This window comes from Ruminococcus sp. AM42-11, assembly GCF_003480145.1.
GTDB classification, from domain to species: Bacteria; Bacillota; Clostridia; order Lachnospirales; family Lachnospiraceae; genus Blautia_A; species Blautia_A faecis.
Map to the genome: position 1 here is coordinate 1 of NZ_QUIO01000003.1, position 14,944 is coordinate 14,944.

13 protein-coding genes, 1 rRNA gene, 1 other RNA gene and 1 pseudogene are annotated in these 14,944 nt (G+C 44.1%); 2 read left to right on the forward strand and 14 right to left on the reverse strand.

The window, feature by feature from the left end; translation table 11 throughout:
- The 4 genes from DW904_RS02700 to DW904_RS02715 form a co-directional block, all read right to left on the reverse strand.
- Positions 1–212: ribosomal RNA gene (locus DW904_RS02700) — 16S ribosomal RNA — on the reverse strand; the annotation flags it as partial.
- Between the two features lie 356 nt (positions 213–568).
- A complete protein-coding gene (locus DW904_RS02705) occupies positions 569–1,117 on the reverse strand; it encodes a CvpA family protein (RefSeq protein WP_202187655.1) in 549 nt (182 codons plus the stop codon).
- A gap of 174 nt (positions 1,118–1,291) precedes the next feature.
- Entirely contained in the window at positions 1,292–2,536 is a 1,245-nt protein-coding gene (locus DW904_RS02710; RefSeq protein WP_118577963.1) for a DUF5711 family protein, read from the reverse strand.
- 50 nt (positions 2,537–2,586) lie between these two features.
- Positions 2,587–3,969, reverse strand: a complete 1,383-nt coding sequence (locus DW904_RS02715; RefSeq protein WP_118577964.1) for a LysM peptidoglycan-binding domain-containing protein — start codon at positions 3,967–3,969, stop codon at positions 2,587–2,589.
- A 338-nt stretch (positions 3,970–4,307) separates the two neighbouring features.
- Between DW904_RS02715 and yyaC the strand changes: the two genes are divergently transcribed.
- Positions 4,308–4,730, forward strand: coding sequence for a spore protease YyaC (gene yyaC, locus DW904_RS02725; protein ID WP_243110273.1), 423 nt, complete (start codon positions 4,308–4,310; stop codon positions 4,728–4,730).
- Positions 4,731–4,978: 248 nt separating this feature from the next.
- On the opposite strand, the gene DW904_RS02730 is transcribed toward yyaC, so the two are convergent.
- The 8 genes and pseudogenes from DW904_RS02730 to DW904_RS02765 all read right to left on the reverse strand — a co-directional run bounded on the left by DW904_RS02730 (position 4,979) and on the right by DW904_RS02765 (position 12,803).
- A complete protein-coding gene (locus tag DW904_RS02730) occupies positions 4,979–5,917 on the reverse strand; it encodes a transketolase family protein (RefSeq protein ID WP_118577966.1) in 939 nt (312 codons plus the stop codon).
- On the reverse strand, positions 5,905–6,744 hold the full coding sequence (locus DW904_RS02735; protein WP_118577967.1) for a transketolase: 840 nt from the start codon (positions 6,742–6,744) through the stop codon (positions 5,905–5,907). Before DW904_RS02735 ends, DW904_RS02730 begins: the two co-directional genes overlap by 13 nt.
- A gap of 88 nt (positions 6,745–6,832) precedes the next feature.
- Positions 6,833–7,486 carry a fructose-6-phosphate aldolase gene (gene fsa, locus DW904_RS02740; protein WP_021924793.1) on the reverse strand — a complete coding sequence of 218 codons (654 nt, stop codon included), beginning with the start codon at positions 7,484–7,486 and terminating at the stop codon, positions 6,833–6,835.
- Positions 7,487–7,759: 273 nt separating this feature from the next.
- Positions 7,760–8,893, reverse strand: a complete 1,134-nt coding sequence (locus DW904_RS02745; RefSeq protein WP_118577968.1) for a LacI family DNA-binding transcriptional regulator — start codon at positions 8,891–8,893, stop codon at positions 7,760–7,762.
- A gap of 20 nt (positions 8,894–8,913) precedes the next feature.
- The gene (gene recR / locus DW904_RS02750; protein ID WP_118577969.1) at positions 8,914–9,510 is read right to left on the reverse strand and encodes a recombination mediator RecR; all 597 of its coding nucleotides are present in this window, start codon (positions 9,508–9,510) and stop codon (positions 8,914–8,916) included.
- Entirely contained in the window at positions 9,510–9,866 is a 357-nt protein-coding gene (locus DW904_RS02755) for a YbaB/EbfC family nucleoid-associated protein (protein WP_021924790.1), read from the reverse strand. The genes recR and DW904_RS02755 overlap by 1 nt, the downstream gene beginning before the upstream one ends.
- A 204-nt stretch (positions 9,867–10,070) precedes the next feature.
- Positions 10,071–11,693, reverse strand: a pseudogene (gene dnaX, locus DW904_RS02760) (DNA polymerase III subunit gamma/tau).
- Between the two features lie 30 nt (positions 11,694–11,723).
- Positions 11,724–12,803, reverse strand: a complete 1,080-nt coding sequence (locus tag DW904_RS02765) for an ATP-dependent 6-phosphofructokinase (protein ID WP_334284973.1) — start codon at positions 12,801–12,803, stop codon at positions 11,724–11,726.
- A gap of 483 nt (positions 12,804–13,286) precedes the next feature.
- On the opposite strand from DW904_RS02765, the gene ffs reads away from it, so the two are divergent.
- Positions 13,287–13,548, forward strand: an RNA gene (gene ffs, locus DW904_RS02770) — signal recognition particle sRNA large type.
- A gap of 242 nt (positions 13,549–13,790) precedes the next feature.
- Here ffs and DW904_RS02775 read toward each other — a convergent pair.
- A complete protein-coding gene (locus tag DW904_RS02775; protein WP_118577971.1) occupies positions 13,791–14,228 on the reverse strand; it encodes a GatB/YqeY domain-containing protein in 438 nt (145 codons plus the stop codon).
- Between the two features lie 134 nt (positions 14,229–14,362).
- Complete coding sequence (gene tadA, locus DW904_RS02780; RefSeq protein ID WP_118577972.1) at positions 14,363–14,872, reverse strand: tRNA adenosine(34) deaminase TadA; 510 nt, start codon at positions 14,870–14,872, stop codon at positions 14,363–14,365.
- Between the last annotated feature and the right edge of the window lie 72 nt (positions 14,873–14,944).

Here is a 14,944-nt window from a genome sequence, read left to right on the forward strand (position 1 = left end):
ACCATGCGGTTCTGTGCGCTTATGCGGTATTAGCAGTCATTTCTGGCTGTTATCCCCCAGTATAAGGCAGGTTACCCACGCGTTACTCACCCGTCCGCCACTAGAAACAAGCTAAATCTGCCGAAGCTTCAATAAAATGTTTCCCGTTCGACTTGCATGTGTTAAGCACGCCGCCAGCGTTCATCCTGAGCCAGGATCAAACTCTCTGATAAAGTGTTTGATGTACTCAAGACAACCAACTAGCTTAGTTATCTCTCGTCATTACTGTTATAAAAAGTTCATTCATTCGAATGATGATTCGTTAAGAATTTTCGAGAATCGTATGTGTTTCACTGTTTAGTTATCAAGGTTGTTTATCTGTCGTTGTCTGTCCGACAGCTTGTTTATATTACCACAAGCATTTTCGTTTGTCAACAACTTTTTTTAATTTCTTTTAAAAAACTTTTGAAGTTTTTCAAAATGAAATCCCGCTTCCTCAGAAGCGAGATTCAGTATATCATCAGAGTTGCCATTCGTCAACCCCTTTTTTCAATTTTTTTGATTTTTTTACATTATTTGACATTTGTGCTCAATTTCCGTAGAAAACACTCATAAACACTTTCACAAATATATTCTGATTATACAGGAAATTCAGTACTGTATCCTGCTCAACAAGAGCCATTCCCTGTTTTCCAATCGTGGTATCACAGAGCAGCGTCAGGATCAGAAACCCGATCCAGATAAAGATTATGCACTTTGCACCACCCACTACACCTCCGGCAATTTTATTCACGCCCTTTATCACAGGAAGATTTGTCAGAACATTCAGTATATAACTCAACAGTCTGATCACGATTGCAGAAATTATAAAGGATAAAAGAAATGATATTCCATTTACGATCATGACAGCCAGCGAATCTGCTATATATTCCGCAAACGTACTGACTGCAAGATAGCGGTATGTCTCTGCAGTATTATTTTCCATAAGAGAAGTTTTCAATATGTCCGGAAGTTCCATTTTTTCCATTATCTGCGTCTGTTCTTCTTTATCCAGAGCTTTCTGGCTGCCTGTCTGTTCCATGACCAGTTCCTGGCAGTTACTCTGAACAATATTATAAACAGGTGTATACTCTCTCACAAATGTATTTACATATGGATTAATCACCCATACAAGGAGAAAGGATATGATCATAAAAAAGCAGATACGATTTCTTTTACAAAGCCTCTGCGAAATCCGGAAGCGCATGCAAAAATAATCAGTGCAAGCACCACAATGCCAAGCCAAGTCCAGCTTATGTCCATTTCATTCTCCTTAACTGAGTTTTATCACATTTACACCAGTATCCATAACAAGCAAATACTTATTCCACCCCAATTTGAAAAAGTCTTTCACTGTTCCATCCACACTTCCAAAATATTTCTCGGAACCGTTGCTATTCAACACGCAAAGCTGGGAACTGTTGTACATAACAATATAATCATCACTCATTCTGATAGTGGTATATGGAATATTAAAATCCTTGCTAAATTTCAGTTTGCCAGCAGAAGAATATACCTGCATGGTATACTGTTTGTCTTTGCTGTCATTTTTAAATACCAGACCAATGTTGTTTTCATCATAAAAAGTACTGATAATCTCCTGCTCAACCTGGACTGTTTTCAGTTCTTTAGGAATCTGGCGCCCGGAATATATGGTAAATCCATCATCCCGAAGTGCAACCGCATTGCTGCCAAGATACTGAATCTGCGGAACCACAACTCCATCATATGTGTATCCGCTTACAATACGGTCGTCTTCATTCTGTCCAACTTCTCCGAAATTATAAAAAGCTATGTAACTGGTGGTCTCGCTGCTGTCCACAAACTGATATGCCACCATCATCACAACGCCATTATCTGCCAGTGCCACATCCATAGGATATCCAGGATCCTGAATATTAGTCTGATTTTCTGCCACAAGACTTCCATCTAAATTGTAAAAATTGATCCAGGTGTGGTCGCCGCCATCCAGAATTGCCGCTGCCATTCCGGTTTTGGAAACTTTTGCCTTCACAATACTGTAAGAAGTAGATACAGTCCCGGTAATTCCATTTTTGTCAAGAAAAACCATGGATGTACCATCTTTATCAGCAATCACGGCACAGTCACCGCAAACATCTGCCACAGGATTCTGCATGTCATATGTCTGGGACCATACAGTTTCCAGCTTGTTGTTTACCAGAGATACCTCGTCGGAACTATAACGCAGAATCTTACCTGACAGATAGGTGTACTGGGTGGAAACAGTATCCTCCTGCTCACTGGTCACCTGTACTTTATAGTTTCGGTAAGTTCTTTTTTCCAGAAAAAGAAAGCCTGCCAAGACCACAAATACAGCAATCAGTATCACGGCAACCGGTTTCAGCACAGCTTTCTTTCTTCGCAAAGCAGCTTTGATTTTTCTTCTCGCAGCTTCATTCCCACCGGCTCCGGCCTGGGCTTTTTCCAGATGGCGTTTCTCGGCCAGAAGTCGTTTCCGCCGCAGTTTCTTTTTGATATTTTTGAATGTGTTTGCCATAATTTAACCTTGCCTTGTATTTTCTATTTTTTCGATTATACCACATCCGGTCAAGGTAATACAATCATTTGCCCCGGATAAATCACCTGGTTTTCTTCCAGATTATTCAGGCGGCAGATTTCCGGGATGGCATCCATATTTCCATAATGGGAAATACTGATCTGGTATAAAGTATCGCCTGGTTTGATCACATAAGTTTCGTATATGCCGTCAGATGAGGTCTGTGCACTGGAATCCGTCTGTTCTTCTGCGTTGGTGCTCTGTTTCTTTATTTTCCGTTCATCAGCTTCCTGGGAAAAAGTTTCCGTCTGATCCACCGTTTCTGCCGGCTCCTCAGTTTCTGTCTGTTCTGCTGCTTCCGCCTCATTTGCAAAATCAGATTCGCTGTCCTGCCAGCTATTCCCGGTTTCATCACTTATTTCTGTATCGGCGGCTTCCTGCGTTATTTTGGGAGTCACCGAAGCATTTCTTTCCAACTGCTCTTCCGGACTTTTCTCCTGTTTGGAAACATCCTGTATCTGATTCGTGTCATTTTCTGCCTGCTTTTCTTCTGATGCATCTTCCTCTGTTTTTCCTGACATAACAGTCACTGCATAATCATCTTCAGGCTGCACCGGCAAGCCACCGTAATTTCTGTAAAAGCCCGCACCTACAGCTAATACAGCAAGTACCAGACAGGCCGTTGCTGCATATGAAAAAACAGAGGTACGCTCCATTTCCTCCTGGGGCTTTTCCTCTGTCTTTTCTGCTTTCTTTGTTTTCTTGTTCCGGATGATTTTCCGAAAAGATACAACCGCCTCGTCAGACACATTTTCTGTAAATTCCGGCGCAAAATCTTTATTTTTTTCAATCATGTACTCCTGCATCAGCGGATTTTTCTCATAATAAATGTAATATCCCCGCTGCCGGACCATAAGGCCATTTTCAAAGAAGAAGAAAGCTTCTTCTTTTTCTGCAGGTTCCATAAGCATAAGCACTTTTTCACCGCCAAAATACCGAAGATGGATTCGGGTCAGCAATTCGTCTGTTTCCATATACATCTGAGGGCGCGAAAAAAACCAGCCTGTTATTTCCTGTCCCGGAAAATATTTTGCCTGGTCTTCCTGTATTTTTGCCCATATTTTTTCAGAGAAATCAATATGATCTGATGCAGCTTCCATATCTTCCACCATCAAAGCTCCCCGGATGAAAAGATAGGTTATACCATTGTTCCATTTTGTTTCGCCTGTAAAAACAGCTACACAGCCTTGTTCTTTTCCGGAACCGACCGCATTCCTGGCAAGCCTTGTCAGAAATGTGTATACGTAATCTTCAATATAAATACGCATATTTCCGGTTGTCAGTCCTACCTGACGTATGTTTCTCGGCAGATTAAAAAGATTTTCCCCATTTTTCGCCTCCTGTTTCTCTTCTTTGTAGATAACTTCTATCATAGTCACATCACCCCTTCGGGTATGAGAATATCACATGAGAAATGCAGATTTTAGCGGAATATAAGACCTGTTTCACAGAATTTTGCGACAGTTTTTGCAAAGGAAATATTTGTCGGGATGAAGGGTACAGCGAACTGCTGCAATTGAATTCCGGCAGAATGTCACGTAAAGTGCAGCATATAGATTTCGATATGTTTTTTTGTACTCAGCCAGGTGCATATTTTTTCCAGATATAGGATAAGATGGATTATATCAGACAGCTGCAGCTGCAAATTATCGTTCATAAGTAATCGGGCAAGTTTGCTTATTTATGAAATTTTTAAAGCAGGAGAACTTTTATGCCTTTTTATGTAAATACCCAAAAACCAGATTCTTCCAGAGAAATTGCACGGCTTCTGGGAAAATGTATTAAGCGTCATAAACGGGACTGGACTGAAATTGTGTTTTTGTGCATTGGAAGTGACCGGGTAACCGGAGACTGTCTGGGACCTTATGTGGGCTATCGTTTAAGTCAGCATCAGCTTCCGGGAATTTTTGTTTACGGTACATTAAATCAACCGGTTCACGCCGTCAATCTGTCCGATATAACGGACTTTATTTCAAAGAGCCATCCGTTTGCCCTTGTAATCGCTATAGACGCGTCTCTAGGCGATGAAAGACATTTGGGCTATGTGACAATCGGAAACGGTTCTCTTTACCCAGGTGCGGCTGTTCAGAAAGATCTGCCGCCTGTGGGGATATTTATATTACTGGAATTGTAAATATTGCAGGAATTCTGGAATATCTGACTTTACAGACAACAAGACTGTCCACTGTGATCACGCTGGCTGACACCATTGCACAGGGGATTCTTGGAAATTTTATATAACAATACGGCAAACAGAAGCTTTCACTTCCATTTGCCGTATACTTATTTAGCATATCACTTTTTTGAATTTCCAAAAGGTCTTCTGCAAAAACAGACATAGCGCCTGCCGGTGCCAACACCATACAGGAAAGGCACAGTCAATTAGATAAATGCTTTGATCTGTTTGTAGATACCGGCTGCATCAAGGCCGTATTTCTCAAGAAGAGCAACGGCCGGGCCAGACTCTCCGTAAACATCATTGATACCAATACGTTTAACCGGTACAGGCGCTTTCTCAGCAAGGCACTCGCATACAGCACCACCAAGGCCGCCGATGATGGAATGCTCTTCAACAGTAACAACTTTGCCTGTTTCTTTGGCAGCTGCTACAACAAGTTCCTCATCGAGAGGTTTGATGGTGTGGATGTTAATAACCTTTGCTTCGATTCCTTCTTCAGCCAGTTTCGCAGCTGCTTCCAGAGACGGAGCTACGCAAAGTCCGTTTGCAATAATGGTAAGGTCTTTTCCCTCACGGAGAACAATACCTTTGCCAAGCTCAAATTTATAATCCGGGTTATCATTGATAACCGGAACAGCAAGACGGCCAAATCTCATGTAAACAGGGCCCACATGCTCATAAGCTGCCTCTACCATTGCTTTTGCTTCAATATCATCAGACGGGCATGCAACAATCATTCCCGGAATTGTACGCATAAGTGCAAAATCCTCGCAGCACTGGTGTGTAGCACCATCCTCACCAACGGAAATTCCGCCGTGGGTAGCACCAATCTTAACATTCAGCTTCGGATATCCAACAGAGTTGCGAACCTGCTCAAAGGCACGTCCTGCTGCAAACATAGCGAAAGTACTTGCAAAAGGCACTTTTCCAGTTGTTGCGATTCCGGCAGCAATTCCCATCATGTTGCACTCTGCAATACCGCAGTCGATATGACGCTCCGGGAATGCTTTCTTAAAGATTCCGGTCTGTGTAGCTGCAGCAAGGTCAGCGTCCAGAACAACCAGATCATCATGTTTTTTTCCAAGTTCTACGAGAGCGTTACCATAACTTGCTCTGGTGGCAATCTTCTTTACTTCTGACATAATGCTTCACCTACCTTTTCCAAATCTGCCATAGCCTGTGCGTACTCTTCATCGTTCGGAGCTTTTCCATGCCAGCCAACCTGGTTCTCCATGAAAGATACCCCTTTGCCTTTTACTGTTTTCATAACGATCGCAGTCGGCATTCCTTTCACAGTCTTTGCCTCGTCAAAAGCAGCGCGCAGCTGCGCCATGTCATTTCCATCAGCTACATTTATTACATGGAAATTGAATGCTTCGAATTTCTTATCGATCGGGTATGGGGAGCATACGTCCTCAACTTTACCATCGATCTGAAGACCATTGTTATCAACGATCACTACAAGATTGTCCAGTTTCCTTGCTCCTGCAAACATTGCAGCTTCCCATACCTGACCCTCCTGGATCTCGCCGTCTCCAAGAAGTGTGTATACACGATAGCTGTCATTTGATAATTTTGCAGAAAGTGCCATTCCAACCGCTGCAGAGATTCCCTGTCCAAGGGAACCGCTGGACATATCGACGCCAGGAATATGCTTCATATCCGGATGTCCCTGAAGGTAAGATCCGAGATGACGAAGTGTCACCAGATCCTCTTTCGGGAAATAACCCCTCTCAGCCAGTACAGAATACAGACCTGGTGCAGTATGACCTTTGGAAAGGACAAAACGGTCGCGATCTGCTTTCTTCGGATCCTTAGGATCAATATTCATTTCCTCAAAATAAAGATAAGTAAACAAATCTGCTGCTGATAAAGATCCGCCTGGATGACCAGCTTTAGCAGCATGCAGTGCTGTTACGATGTCTTTGCGGACTTCGTTGGCAACTTTCTGAAGCTCTAAATTCTCCATTTTCAATTCTCCTTATTATTTCCCTTGATATCATGATGTGCGAATCACAACCGGATTGAATTCTTACGTAAAATAATTTCTCGGTTAATTATTCTCCAAATACAGCCTTGTAATCATTCTGGAATTTAACAATACCAGCGTCTGTCAGCGGATGATGAGTCATCTGCTCAAGTACTTTAAATGGTACAGTAGCGATATCAGCACCTGCAAGTGCGCACTGTGTTACATGCATTGGATGACGTACACTTGCTGCGATGATCTCGGTATCGATGCCTGCAACTGCAAACATATCAGCGATCTGGCGAATGAGCTCAACACCGTCTGTAGAGATATCATCCAGTCTTCCAAGGAATGGAGATACATATGTAGCACCAGCTCTTGCTGCAAGAAGTGCCTGGTTAGCGCTGAAGATCAGAGTTACATTTGTCTTGATACCTTCTTTTGAAAGAACTTTAACTGCTTTCAGACCTTCGCATGTCATAGGAATTTTTACAACCATGTTCGGATGGATTTTGGCAATCTCGCGTCCCTCACGGATCATTCCCTCTGCATCTGTTGTAGTAGCTTTAACCTCGCCGCTGATCGGTCCATCGACGATCTCTGTGATCTCTTTGATTACTTCATTGAAATCTCTTCCCTCTTTCGCGATCAGGGATGGATTTGTAGTTACGCCACAGATAATTCCCATATCGTTAGCTGCCTTAATATCTTCTACTTTTGCTGTGTCAATAAAAAATTTCATGATTTCTTCCTCCTAAATGAATTAGACTAGAGCGTTGCAGCGCTTCCTTTGTCTTGCACTGTTCATATGCTTTCATTATAGCAGACTTCATTTACAGGTCAAGGCAGAGAGCAAATTATTAATAAAATTTCAATTAATAATTTCATCTATTATTAATCATTCTATAGTTTGTTAGTATGGTATCAATCAATTTTCTACTGTATCAATCAGTTTTTCCAGCAATTTTACCAGATGTTTTTTTTAAATTATTACTAATAATTTCCAGTAAATTATTTATTTAAACTTATTTTCTTCGGATTTTTCGTTTATGGGATCCGGTTTATCCATACGTGCATAACCGGTGGTTTTTCGCACAATAATCTTGGGATTATACTCAATATTATATACACTTGTGGGACGGATGCCTTCCCCGAAACGGATGCCTGTATCGATTTTCCGGATGATAATGTCACAGGCATCCCTGCCCTTCAGATCAACGAAGTGATCAATGGTAGTCAGTGACACTCTGCGAATTCCGGAATAAAAAATATTGTCGCAGCCGATCACAGATACATCCTTCGGCACTCTCAGACGGGCATCCTGAAGAGCATCCACAGCACCAATGGCCATCATGTCATTCTGTCCGGCAATGGCAGTAAATCTGCTGCCATCCTCCAGAAGAGACCTGGTCAGGGCATAGCCCATAGAATACTCGGAATCCGTCTTAGGATTGCGACGGTCAACGGATTCGTCAGCAGCCCGGATGATCACATGTCCGGAAAGCCCAGCCTTCTCAAACTCACGGACAAAACCATCCACTCGTTTGGAACGCTGCCACTGTCTTCTGGTAAGCGGCGGCGTAATAAAGGCCACATCCCGATGTCCCAGATCCAGCAGATGCCTCGCCATAAGTCGTCCCACTTCTGTGTTGTCCTGATTAATAGCATCTACTGTACTGATTTTTTCTTTGTTGCTAATGATGACCAGCGGAATGCTTCTTGCCATCTCTTCTACCTGGCTGATATAGTCCGGGTGGGGATTGCAGGCATAAATGATCCCCTGGGGTGCCATGGCGCGTATCATGCGCAGATACTTCTCTTCCAGCCTGGCATCACGCTGGGTATTGCAGATGAAAACTCCGTAGCCACGCTCGTTGGCTACCGCCTCGATTCCCTGAAGGAGCATCACATAGTAAGGGCTGGTAATAGTTGGGCAAAAGACAACAATCATTTTTTCCTTTTTGTTCTCTTTTTTATTTTTGTGGCCCGGAAGCTGATAGCCCAGTTCTCTGGCCGCGCTTTCCACTTTTTCCACTGTTTCTCGGGAAAAAGAAACATTGTACTTATGGTTCAGAACCATGGAAACCGTTGCCTGGGAAACTCCCGCTTTCTCTGCCACATCTGATGAAGTCACTTTTTTGCGTGCCACAAAAATCACCTCCTGCCATCTTACAGTTCTACCCTGCCCTCCAGTGCCCGAAGCAGGGTAACCTCATCAATGTATTCCAGGTCACCGCCTACTGGCACACCACTGGCAATACGGCTGACCTTGATCCCGGTGGGCTTGATCAGCTTACTGATATACATTGCTGTAGTCTCTCCCTCCAGACTGGAGTTGGTGGCAATGATCACTTCTTTTACATCTCCCTGAAGTCGCATGATCAGCTCTTTCAGCTTGATATCATCCGGACCAATTCCCAGCATAGGGGATATTGCGCCGTGAAGTACATGATAAACTCCATCAAATTTACCGGTTTTTTCATAAGCAGCAAGATCCCTGGTGTTCTCCACTACCATAATCGTACTGTGATCTCTTTTGGGATTGCTGCAGATTGGGCACATTTCTTTATCCGTAAGGGTGTAGCAGCACTTACAGTACTGTACGTTCATCCGGGCATCGGTGATGGCATTGGTAAGCTGCTGCACCTGTTCCTTTGGCATATTCATAATATGAAAAGCCAGGCGCTGGGCAGACTTTGCCCCGATTCCCGGAAGATGGGAAAACTGCTCAATCAGTTTATTGATATGACTGCTGTAGTATTCCATCAGAATGGAAGACCCCCGCCAAGTCCTCCCAGACCTCCTGTAAGTTTGGACATTACAGCCTGGTTCTCCTGCTCAACCTTGCGAAGTGCTTCATTAGTTGCTGCAACAATAAGATCTTCAAGCATCTCGATGTCATCCGGATCTACAACTTCCTCTGCAAGCTTCACCTTGGTCACTTCTCTCTTACCTGAGATAGTTACTTCTACAGCTCCGCCGCCGGCTGCTGCAGTAAACTCTTTCTCCTCGAGAGCTTTCTGGTTCTCTTCCATCTGGCGCTGCATTTTCTGCGCCTGCTTCATAAGGTTATTCATGTTTCCTGGCATACCCATGCCTGGAAATCCTCCACGCTTTGCCATTACAAAGTCCTCCTTTAACTGTTCTGATTTCATGCTGGATTCCGCATTTCTGATTTTTCAAACAGGCTCTATAACATTTGCGGCAGCAAAAATCATTTTTCATAACAATATTCACATTTTCTGCAAATATTATTAATTTACTTCTCGTTCGTCGCTTTCACGGCAACTCTTATGTTGCTGCACAAAAATCAAACAGCAACACTCTTATTCTTCTGCATCGTCAGGATCTTCCTCCACAACAACATCCATATGGATATTCTCCCGGAGAGCCTGATCTACAGTAACCTTGGCAAGATTGGTATGGTTGTGTTCTTTTGCCACCACCATCTTAAGTTCTACACTCTTGCAGTCTGGGCCAGGATGATATTCTTCAGTTCTTCCTCTGCTTCCGGATTATCTACATAGGTTTTTCCAAGGAAATCCTGGAATTCAATGTAGAGAACCGGTTCACCGGTCTGGCCATTGTATTTGGGAATAGACTTCTGGAGCATCTGTTTGAAAATACCGCTGGTCTGACCTACGATCACCTTCCAGCTGGCTACAATCTTCTGCAGATCCTCGGGTGCTGCCTTCTCAGGTGCTGCTGCCATGGCTTCTGCACTGCCATACGATCCGATTCCTGTACTTCCGGCGTTGCCAGTGGCTCCCGGCTGAACAAATACCTGTTGAACAGGCCGCTCGTCCATGCGCTGTTCCAGAACACGAAGACGATCCAGGACAGAATCCAGATTGGTCTCCATCGCCGGACGGCACAGTTTGATCAGGGCAATCTCCACCAAAACACGCTTCTGGGTGGAATAGCGTATCTGACTGGACAGGTCAGAAAAATACGGATGTAGCGCATCAGCGTCTCTACATCCACCATCTCACTTTCTTCTCTTAGAAGTTTCAGATTCTCAGATGATACATCAATGGCTTCCTCCGGATTCTCGGAGTTTTTACCAGAAGGAGATTACGCATGTACCAGGTAAAATCTCCCACAAACTGTCCAAGCTCTCTTCCGCCTATGATCAAATCCTCAAGAGTGCGTATCGCACCTGTCACATCTCCCTGGAGCACTTTTCGCAAAAGCTTGCTGAACACTTCCGTATCCACAGCTCCCAGAACCTCCAGGACTTTGTCATAAGTCAGTGTCTGCCCCAGATAAAAGGCAATGCACTGATCCAGAAGGCTTAGTGCATCTCGCATGGAACCGTCTCCGGCTTTTGCCACATAACGGACGGCTTTTTCTTCTGCCTCTACGCCTTCGATTTTCAGAAGTTCATCCAGCCTTGCCGCAATGGTATCAATAGTGATGCGGTGAAAATCGTATCGCTGACATCTGGACAAAATAGTGATCGGTATCTTGTAGGCCTCTGTGGTGGCAAGAATGAAGATAACATAAGACGGAGGTTCCTCCAGTGTTTTCAGAAGAGCATTAAACGCTCCTGTCGAAAGCATGTGAACCTCGTCGATAATGTATACCTTATAGTTTCCTTCAGTAGGACGATAGGCCACCTCCTCACGGATCTCACGGATATTGTCAACGCCGTTATTGGACGCTGCATCGATCTCGATCACGTTCATGGAGGTGCCAGCCTGTATCGCCTTACACATGTCACATTCACCACAGGGACTTCCATTTACCGGATGCTGGCAGTTTACTGCTTTTGCCAGTATTTTTGCAACGGTAGTCTTACCGGTTCCTCGGGTGCCGCAAAACAGATACGCGTGACCAATACGGTTATGCTTGATCTGATTGGTCAGGGTAGTTACAATGTGATCCTGTCCCTTGACATCGTCAAAATTATCCGGTCTGAACTTCCGGTATAGAGCAGTATAGCTCATTTATGGAAACTCCTTTCTAACAGCAGGGAATCAATCGCCGAAGCTGATTCCGATCTGCTTTGCAGCCTTAACGGTCTGGTCTTTCGGAGAAACCATTTTCAGCTTGCCGGCACATTCTTCAAGAGGTACTCTCTTGATTTTGCCATTTACAATACCGATCATGATGCCATATTCTCCGTCCAGAATAGCCTCTGCTGCTCCTGCTCCGATTCTTGTGGAAAGCACACGATCATATGCACATGGTGCCCCACCTCGCTGTGTATGTCCCGGAACTGTAATGCGTACCTCAGAACCAAGCTTCTGGGTAATCTTGTCTGCAATTTCATAGGATACGGAAGGATACTTCTTCGCGCGGTCTTCCAGCTTTTTCTTGTAATCTTTCTTGGAAAGAAGGGCATCCTCTTTGGAAATGGCGCCTTCTGCCACTGCAAGAATGGTGAAACGCTTGCCAGCTTTAGATCTCTTCTGGATAGCTGCAACTACTTTCTCAATGTCGTATGGGATTTCCGGAATCAGGATAATATCTGCTCCGCCGGCAATTCCTGCGTGCAGAGTAAGGCTTCCTACCTTGTGTCCCATAACTTCTACGATAAATACACGGCCATGGGATGCTGCTGTTGTATGAATGCAGTCGATAGCGTTTGTTGCAATATTTACTGCACTCTGGAACCCGAATGTCATATCTGTACCCCAGATATCATTGTCGATGGTCTTAGGCAGATGGATGATATTCAGACCTTCTTCTCTTAAGAGGTTGGCTGTTTTCTGGGTTCCGTTTCCTCCGAGGATTACAAGACAGTCAAGACAAAGCTTGTAATAAGTCTGCTTCATAGCCTCTACCTTGTCCAGTCCATTGGCATCCGGTACGCGCATAAGCTTAAACGGCTGTCTGGATGTTCCAAGAATAGTTCCGCCCTGTGTAAGGATTCCGGAAAAATCCTTGGATGTAAGCATACGGTATTTGCCGTAGATCAGTCCCTTATATCCATCATCAAATCCGTAAACTTCCAGGTCATCAATGCTGTTTGTAAGCCCTTTTACAACTCCCCGCATGGTGGCATTCAGTGCCTGGCAGTCACCGCCGCTTGTTAATAAGCCGATTCTTTTAATCATAGTACCCTCCATTTCTGTGTCTCTAGAGCGTGTTTCAAAAATCATTCCAGCAAGCTACGCGCTCCAGTAAAAACTACATTTTGAAATTTGATCCGCGAGCTCTGTTCGTTACTGATCACAAAGTGAGCAGTGACCGCTGTTCTGTTACGTCTGGGCAGCGTAAAAATCGCGGGGCAAGTTTGTTTATATTATATAATATTTCCCGTTCTGACACAACAAGTAATTTGCAACCAGATATTTCTGGAGCCGGCTTGTTACTGTTCACTCCGTGACCAGTAACGCGCTTCGCGATGCACAGAAATCATGCATTCGCATGATTTCGCGCCGCAATTCTCGGGTTTTCTGTGAACTTTGTTCACAAAAAACACCTCGCGGAATGTTACCAGTGAACAGTAACGCCGGCTTGACAATACATTAAATTTTTTTGCTGTTTTGCAGCAGTGGCTTGACAAATCCACAGTCTTCCTTTATAATTAAATTCCGCGCAGCCGGGGAGATAGCGGTGCCCTGTACCTGCAATCCGCTACAGCAGGGGTGATGCCAATCTGAGGCTTGTATCTTGTGGAGCTGCCCTTTATAAGTGGCGTTGACGTTTGGGTCTTACGCAACAGGACTCTATGAACCGTGTCAGGACAGGAATGTAGCAGCACTAAGTAGAATCTCCTGTGTGCCGTGAGGGTGCCTGGGCTGAGTTAACTGTAGAGGTAACGTCTGTGAGACCATTCCGAGGTGCGGCGCGCGAAATAAGATGATTGTTGAACGTCGGATGAGGGCGTTCTTTTTTTTGTATTAAAATAGATTTCTGCAAAATGGGGAGAGCAAATTACTGGAATGCTTTTTCAAACAGGCTCTGGCGCGGTACGCCCCAGGCAAACAAAAAGACACATATTGTATCAGGGCTGTGAATGTGTTGTTCACGCCATTTTTACAATATGTGTCCTATTTTTAGTTTGCTATTCTATTTTGAATGCAAGCTGTGAAAAATCATTTGCACAGCTCCGCTACGACCTGATTGATCACCTTGCCGTCAGCCTTGCCCTTCAGCTCTGGCATAATAGTCTTCATGATCTGTCCTTTGTTTCCAGAAGCGATCAGGTCTGCATGTTTCTCTGTAAGGTAAGCCTTGATCTCAGAAGCGTCCATCAGCTTTGGAGCGTATTTCGCAATCACATCATATCTTGCCTGATATTCATCTTTCAGATCCTGTCTGGATTCCGGACAGGTGTCGATCTGCTCTTTCACAGATTTCAGCTCTTTCAGGATAACACGGTCAACCAGTTCGCCACTGATATCGTCACGGCAGCCTTCGTCGATTGCCACCTTCTTCACTGCGGAAATCAGGGAAGAGACTGCATCCTTTGTTACTTTATCCTTTGCTTTCATGGCAGCTACCATGTCTTTTCTCAATGCTTCAAGTTCCATTGTATTTTCCTCCTGTCATTTTCTATGTGGTTGTTTACATAATGTTCCACAACGTTCCATCAAATCATAATTCTTTCATCCTGTGGCATTTCAGACGACTTGATGTATTTTTTGCTTTGTTTTTTATCATACCACTAATTTTCTGATTTTCCAACCTGCTCTGCCAAAGATTTTTTCAGCATTTTCTTCTTTTCCCGAAGCTCGCGAAAAAAATCGGAAAGCATGATGGAACACTCTTCCTGAAGAACACCGCGGATTACTTCTACCTTGTGGTTAAAGCCATCCATTTCCAAAAGATTCAGCACAGAACCGGCACATCCTGCTTTTGGATTCATGCTGCCGATAACCACACGGTCAATTCTGGACTGCATAAGCGCTCCGGCGCACATCTGGCAAGGCTCTAAGGTTACATACATCGTGCAGCCTTCCAGTCTCCAGTCTCCTAATTTTTTGCTTGCCTTTTTAATCGCGTTCAATTCTGCGTGAGAAAGGGTATTCTTGTCCGTGTTTCTCCGATTATAGCCTCTTGCAATGATCTGCCCGTTGCAAACGATCACACAGCCAATTGGCACCTCTTCCAATGCCCGGGCTTTCTTTGCCTGGCGAATTGCCTCTTTCATATAACGTTCCTGATCTGTAAGCATTTTTTACCTTTACTTTCTACTACTTTATGGTGAATCTCGGCATTTTTGCCGCTGCGCTGTCATTTTCATTTC

Excerpts from the sequence above, each read along its gene's own strand:
- DW904_RS02710 (WP_118577963.1), bottom strand. The coding sequence starts at position 2,536 with ATGGCAAACACATTCAAAAATATCAAAAAGAAACTGCGGCGGAAACGA.
- DW904_RS02715 (WP_118577964.1), bottom strand. The coding sequence starts at position 3,969 with ATGATAGAAGTTATCTACAAAGAAGAGAAACAGGAGGCGAAAAATGGG.
- yyaC (WP_243110273.1), top strand. The coding sequence starts at position 4,308 with ATGCCTTTTTATGTAAATACCCAAAAACCAGATTCTTCCAGAGAAATT.
- DW904_RS02730 (WP_118577966.1), bottom strand. The coding sequence starts at position 5,917 with ATGTCAGAAGTAAAGAAGATTGCCACCAGAGCAAGTTATGGTAACGCT.
- DW904_RS02735 (WP_118577967.1), bottom strand. The coding sequence starts at position 6,744 with ATGGAGAATTTAGAGCTTCAGAAAGTTGCCAACGAAGTCCGCAAAGAC.
- fsa (WP_021924793.1), bottom strand. The coding sequence starts at position 7,486 with ATGAAATTTTTTATTGACACAGCAAAAGTAGAAGATATTAAGGCAGCT.
- recR (WP_118577969.1), bottom strand. The coding sequence starts at position 9,510 with ATGGAATACTACAGCAGTCATATCAATAAACTGATTGAGCAGTTTTCC.
- DW904_RS02755 (WP_021924790.1), bottom strand. The coding sequence starts at position 9,866 with ATGGCAAAGCGTGGAGGATTTCCAGGCATGGGTATGCCAGGAAACATG.
- DW904_RS02775 (WP_118577971.1), bottom strand. The coding sequence starts at position 14,228 with ATGGAACTTGAAGCATTGAGAAAAGACATGGTAGCTGCCATGAAAGCA.
- tadA (WP_118577972.1), bottom strand. The coding sequence starts at position 14,872 with ATGCTTACAGATCAGGAACGTTATATGAAAGAGGCAATTCGCCAGGCA.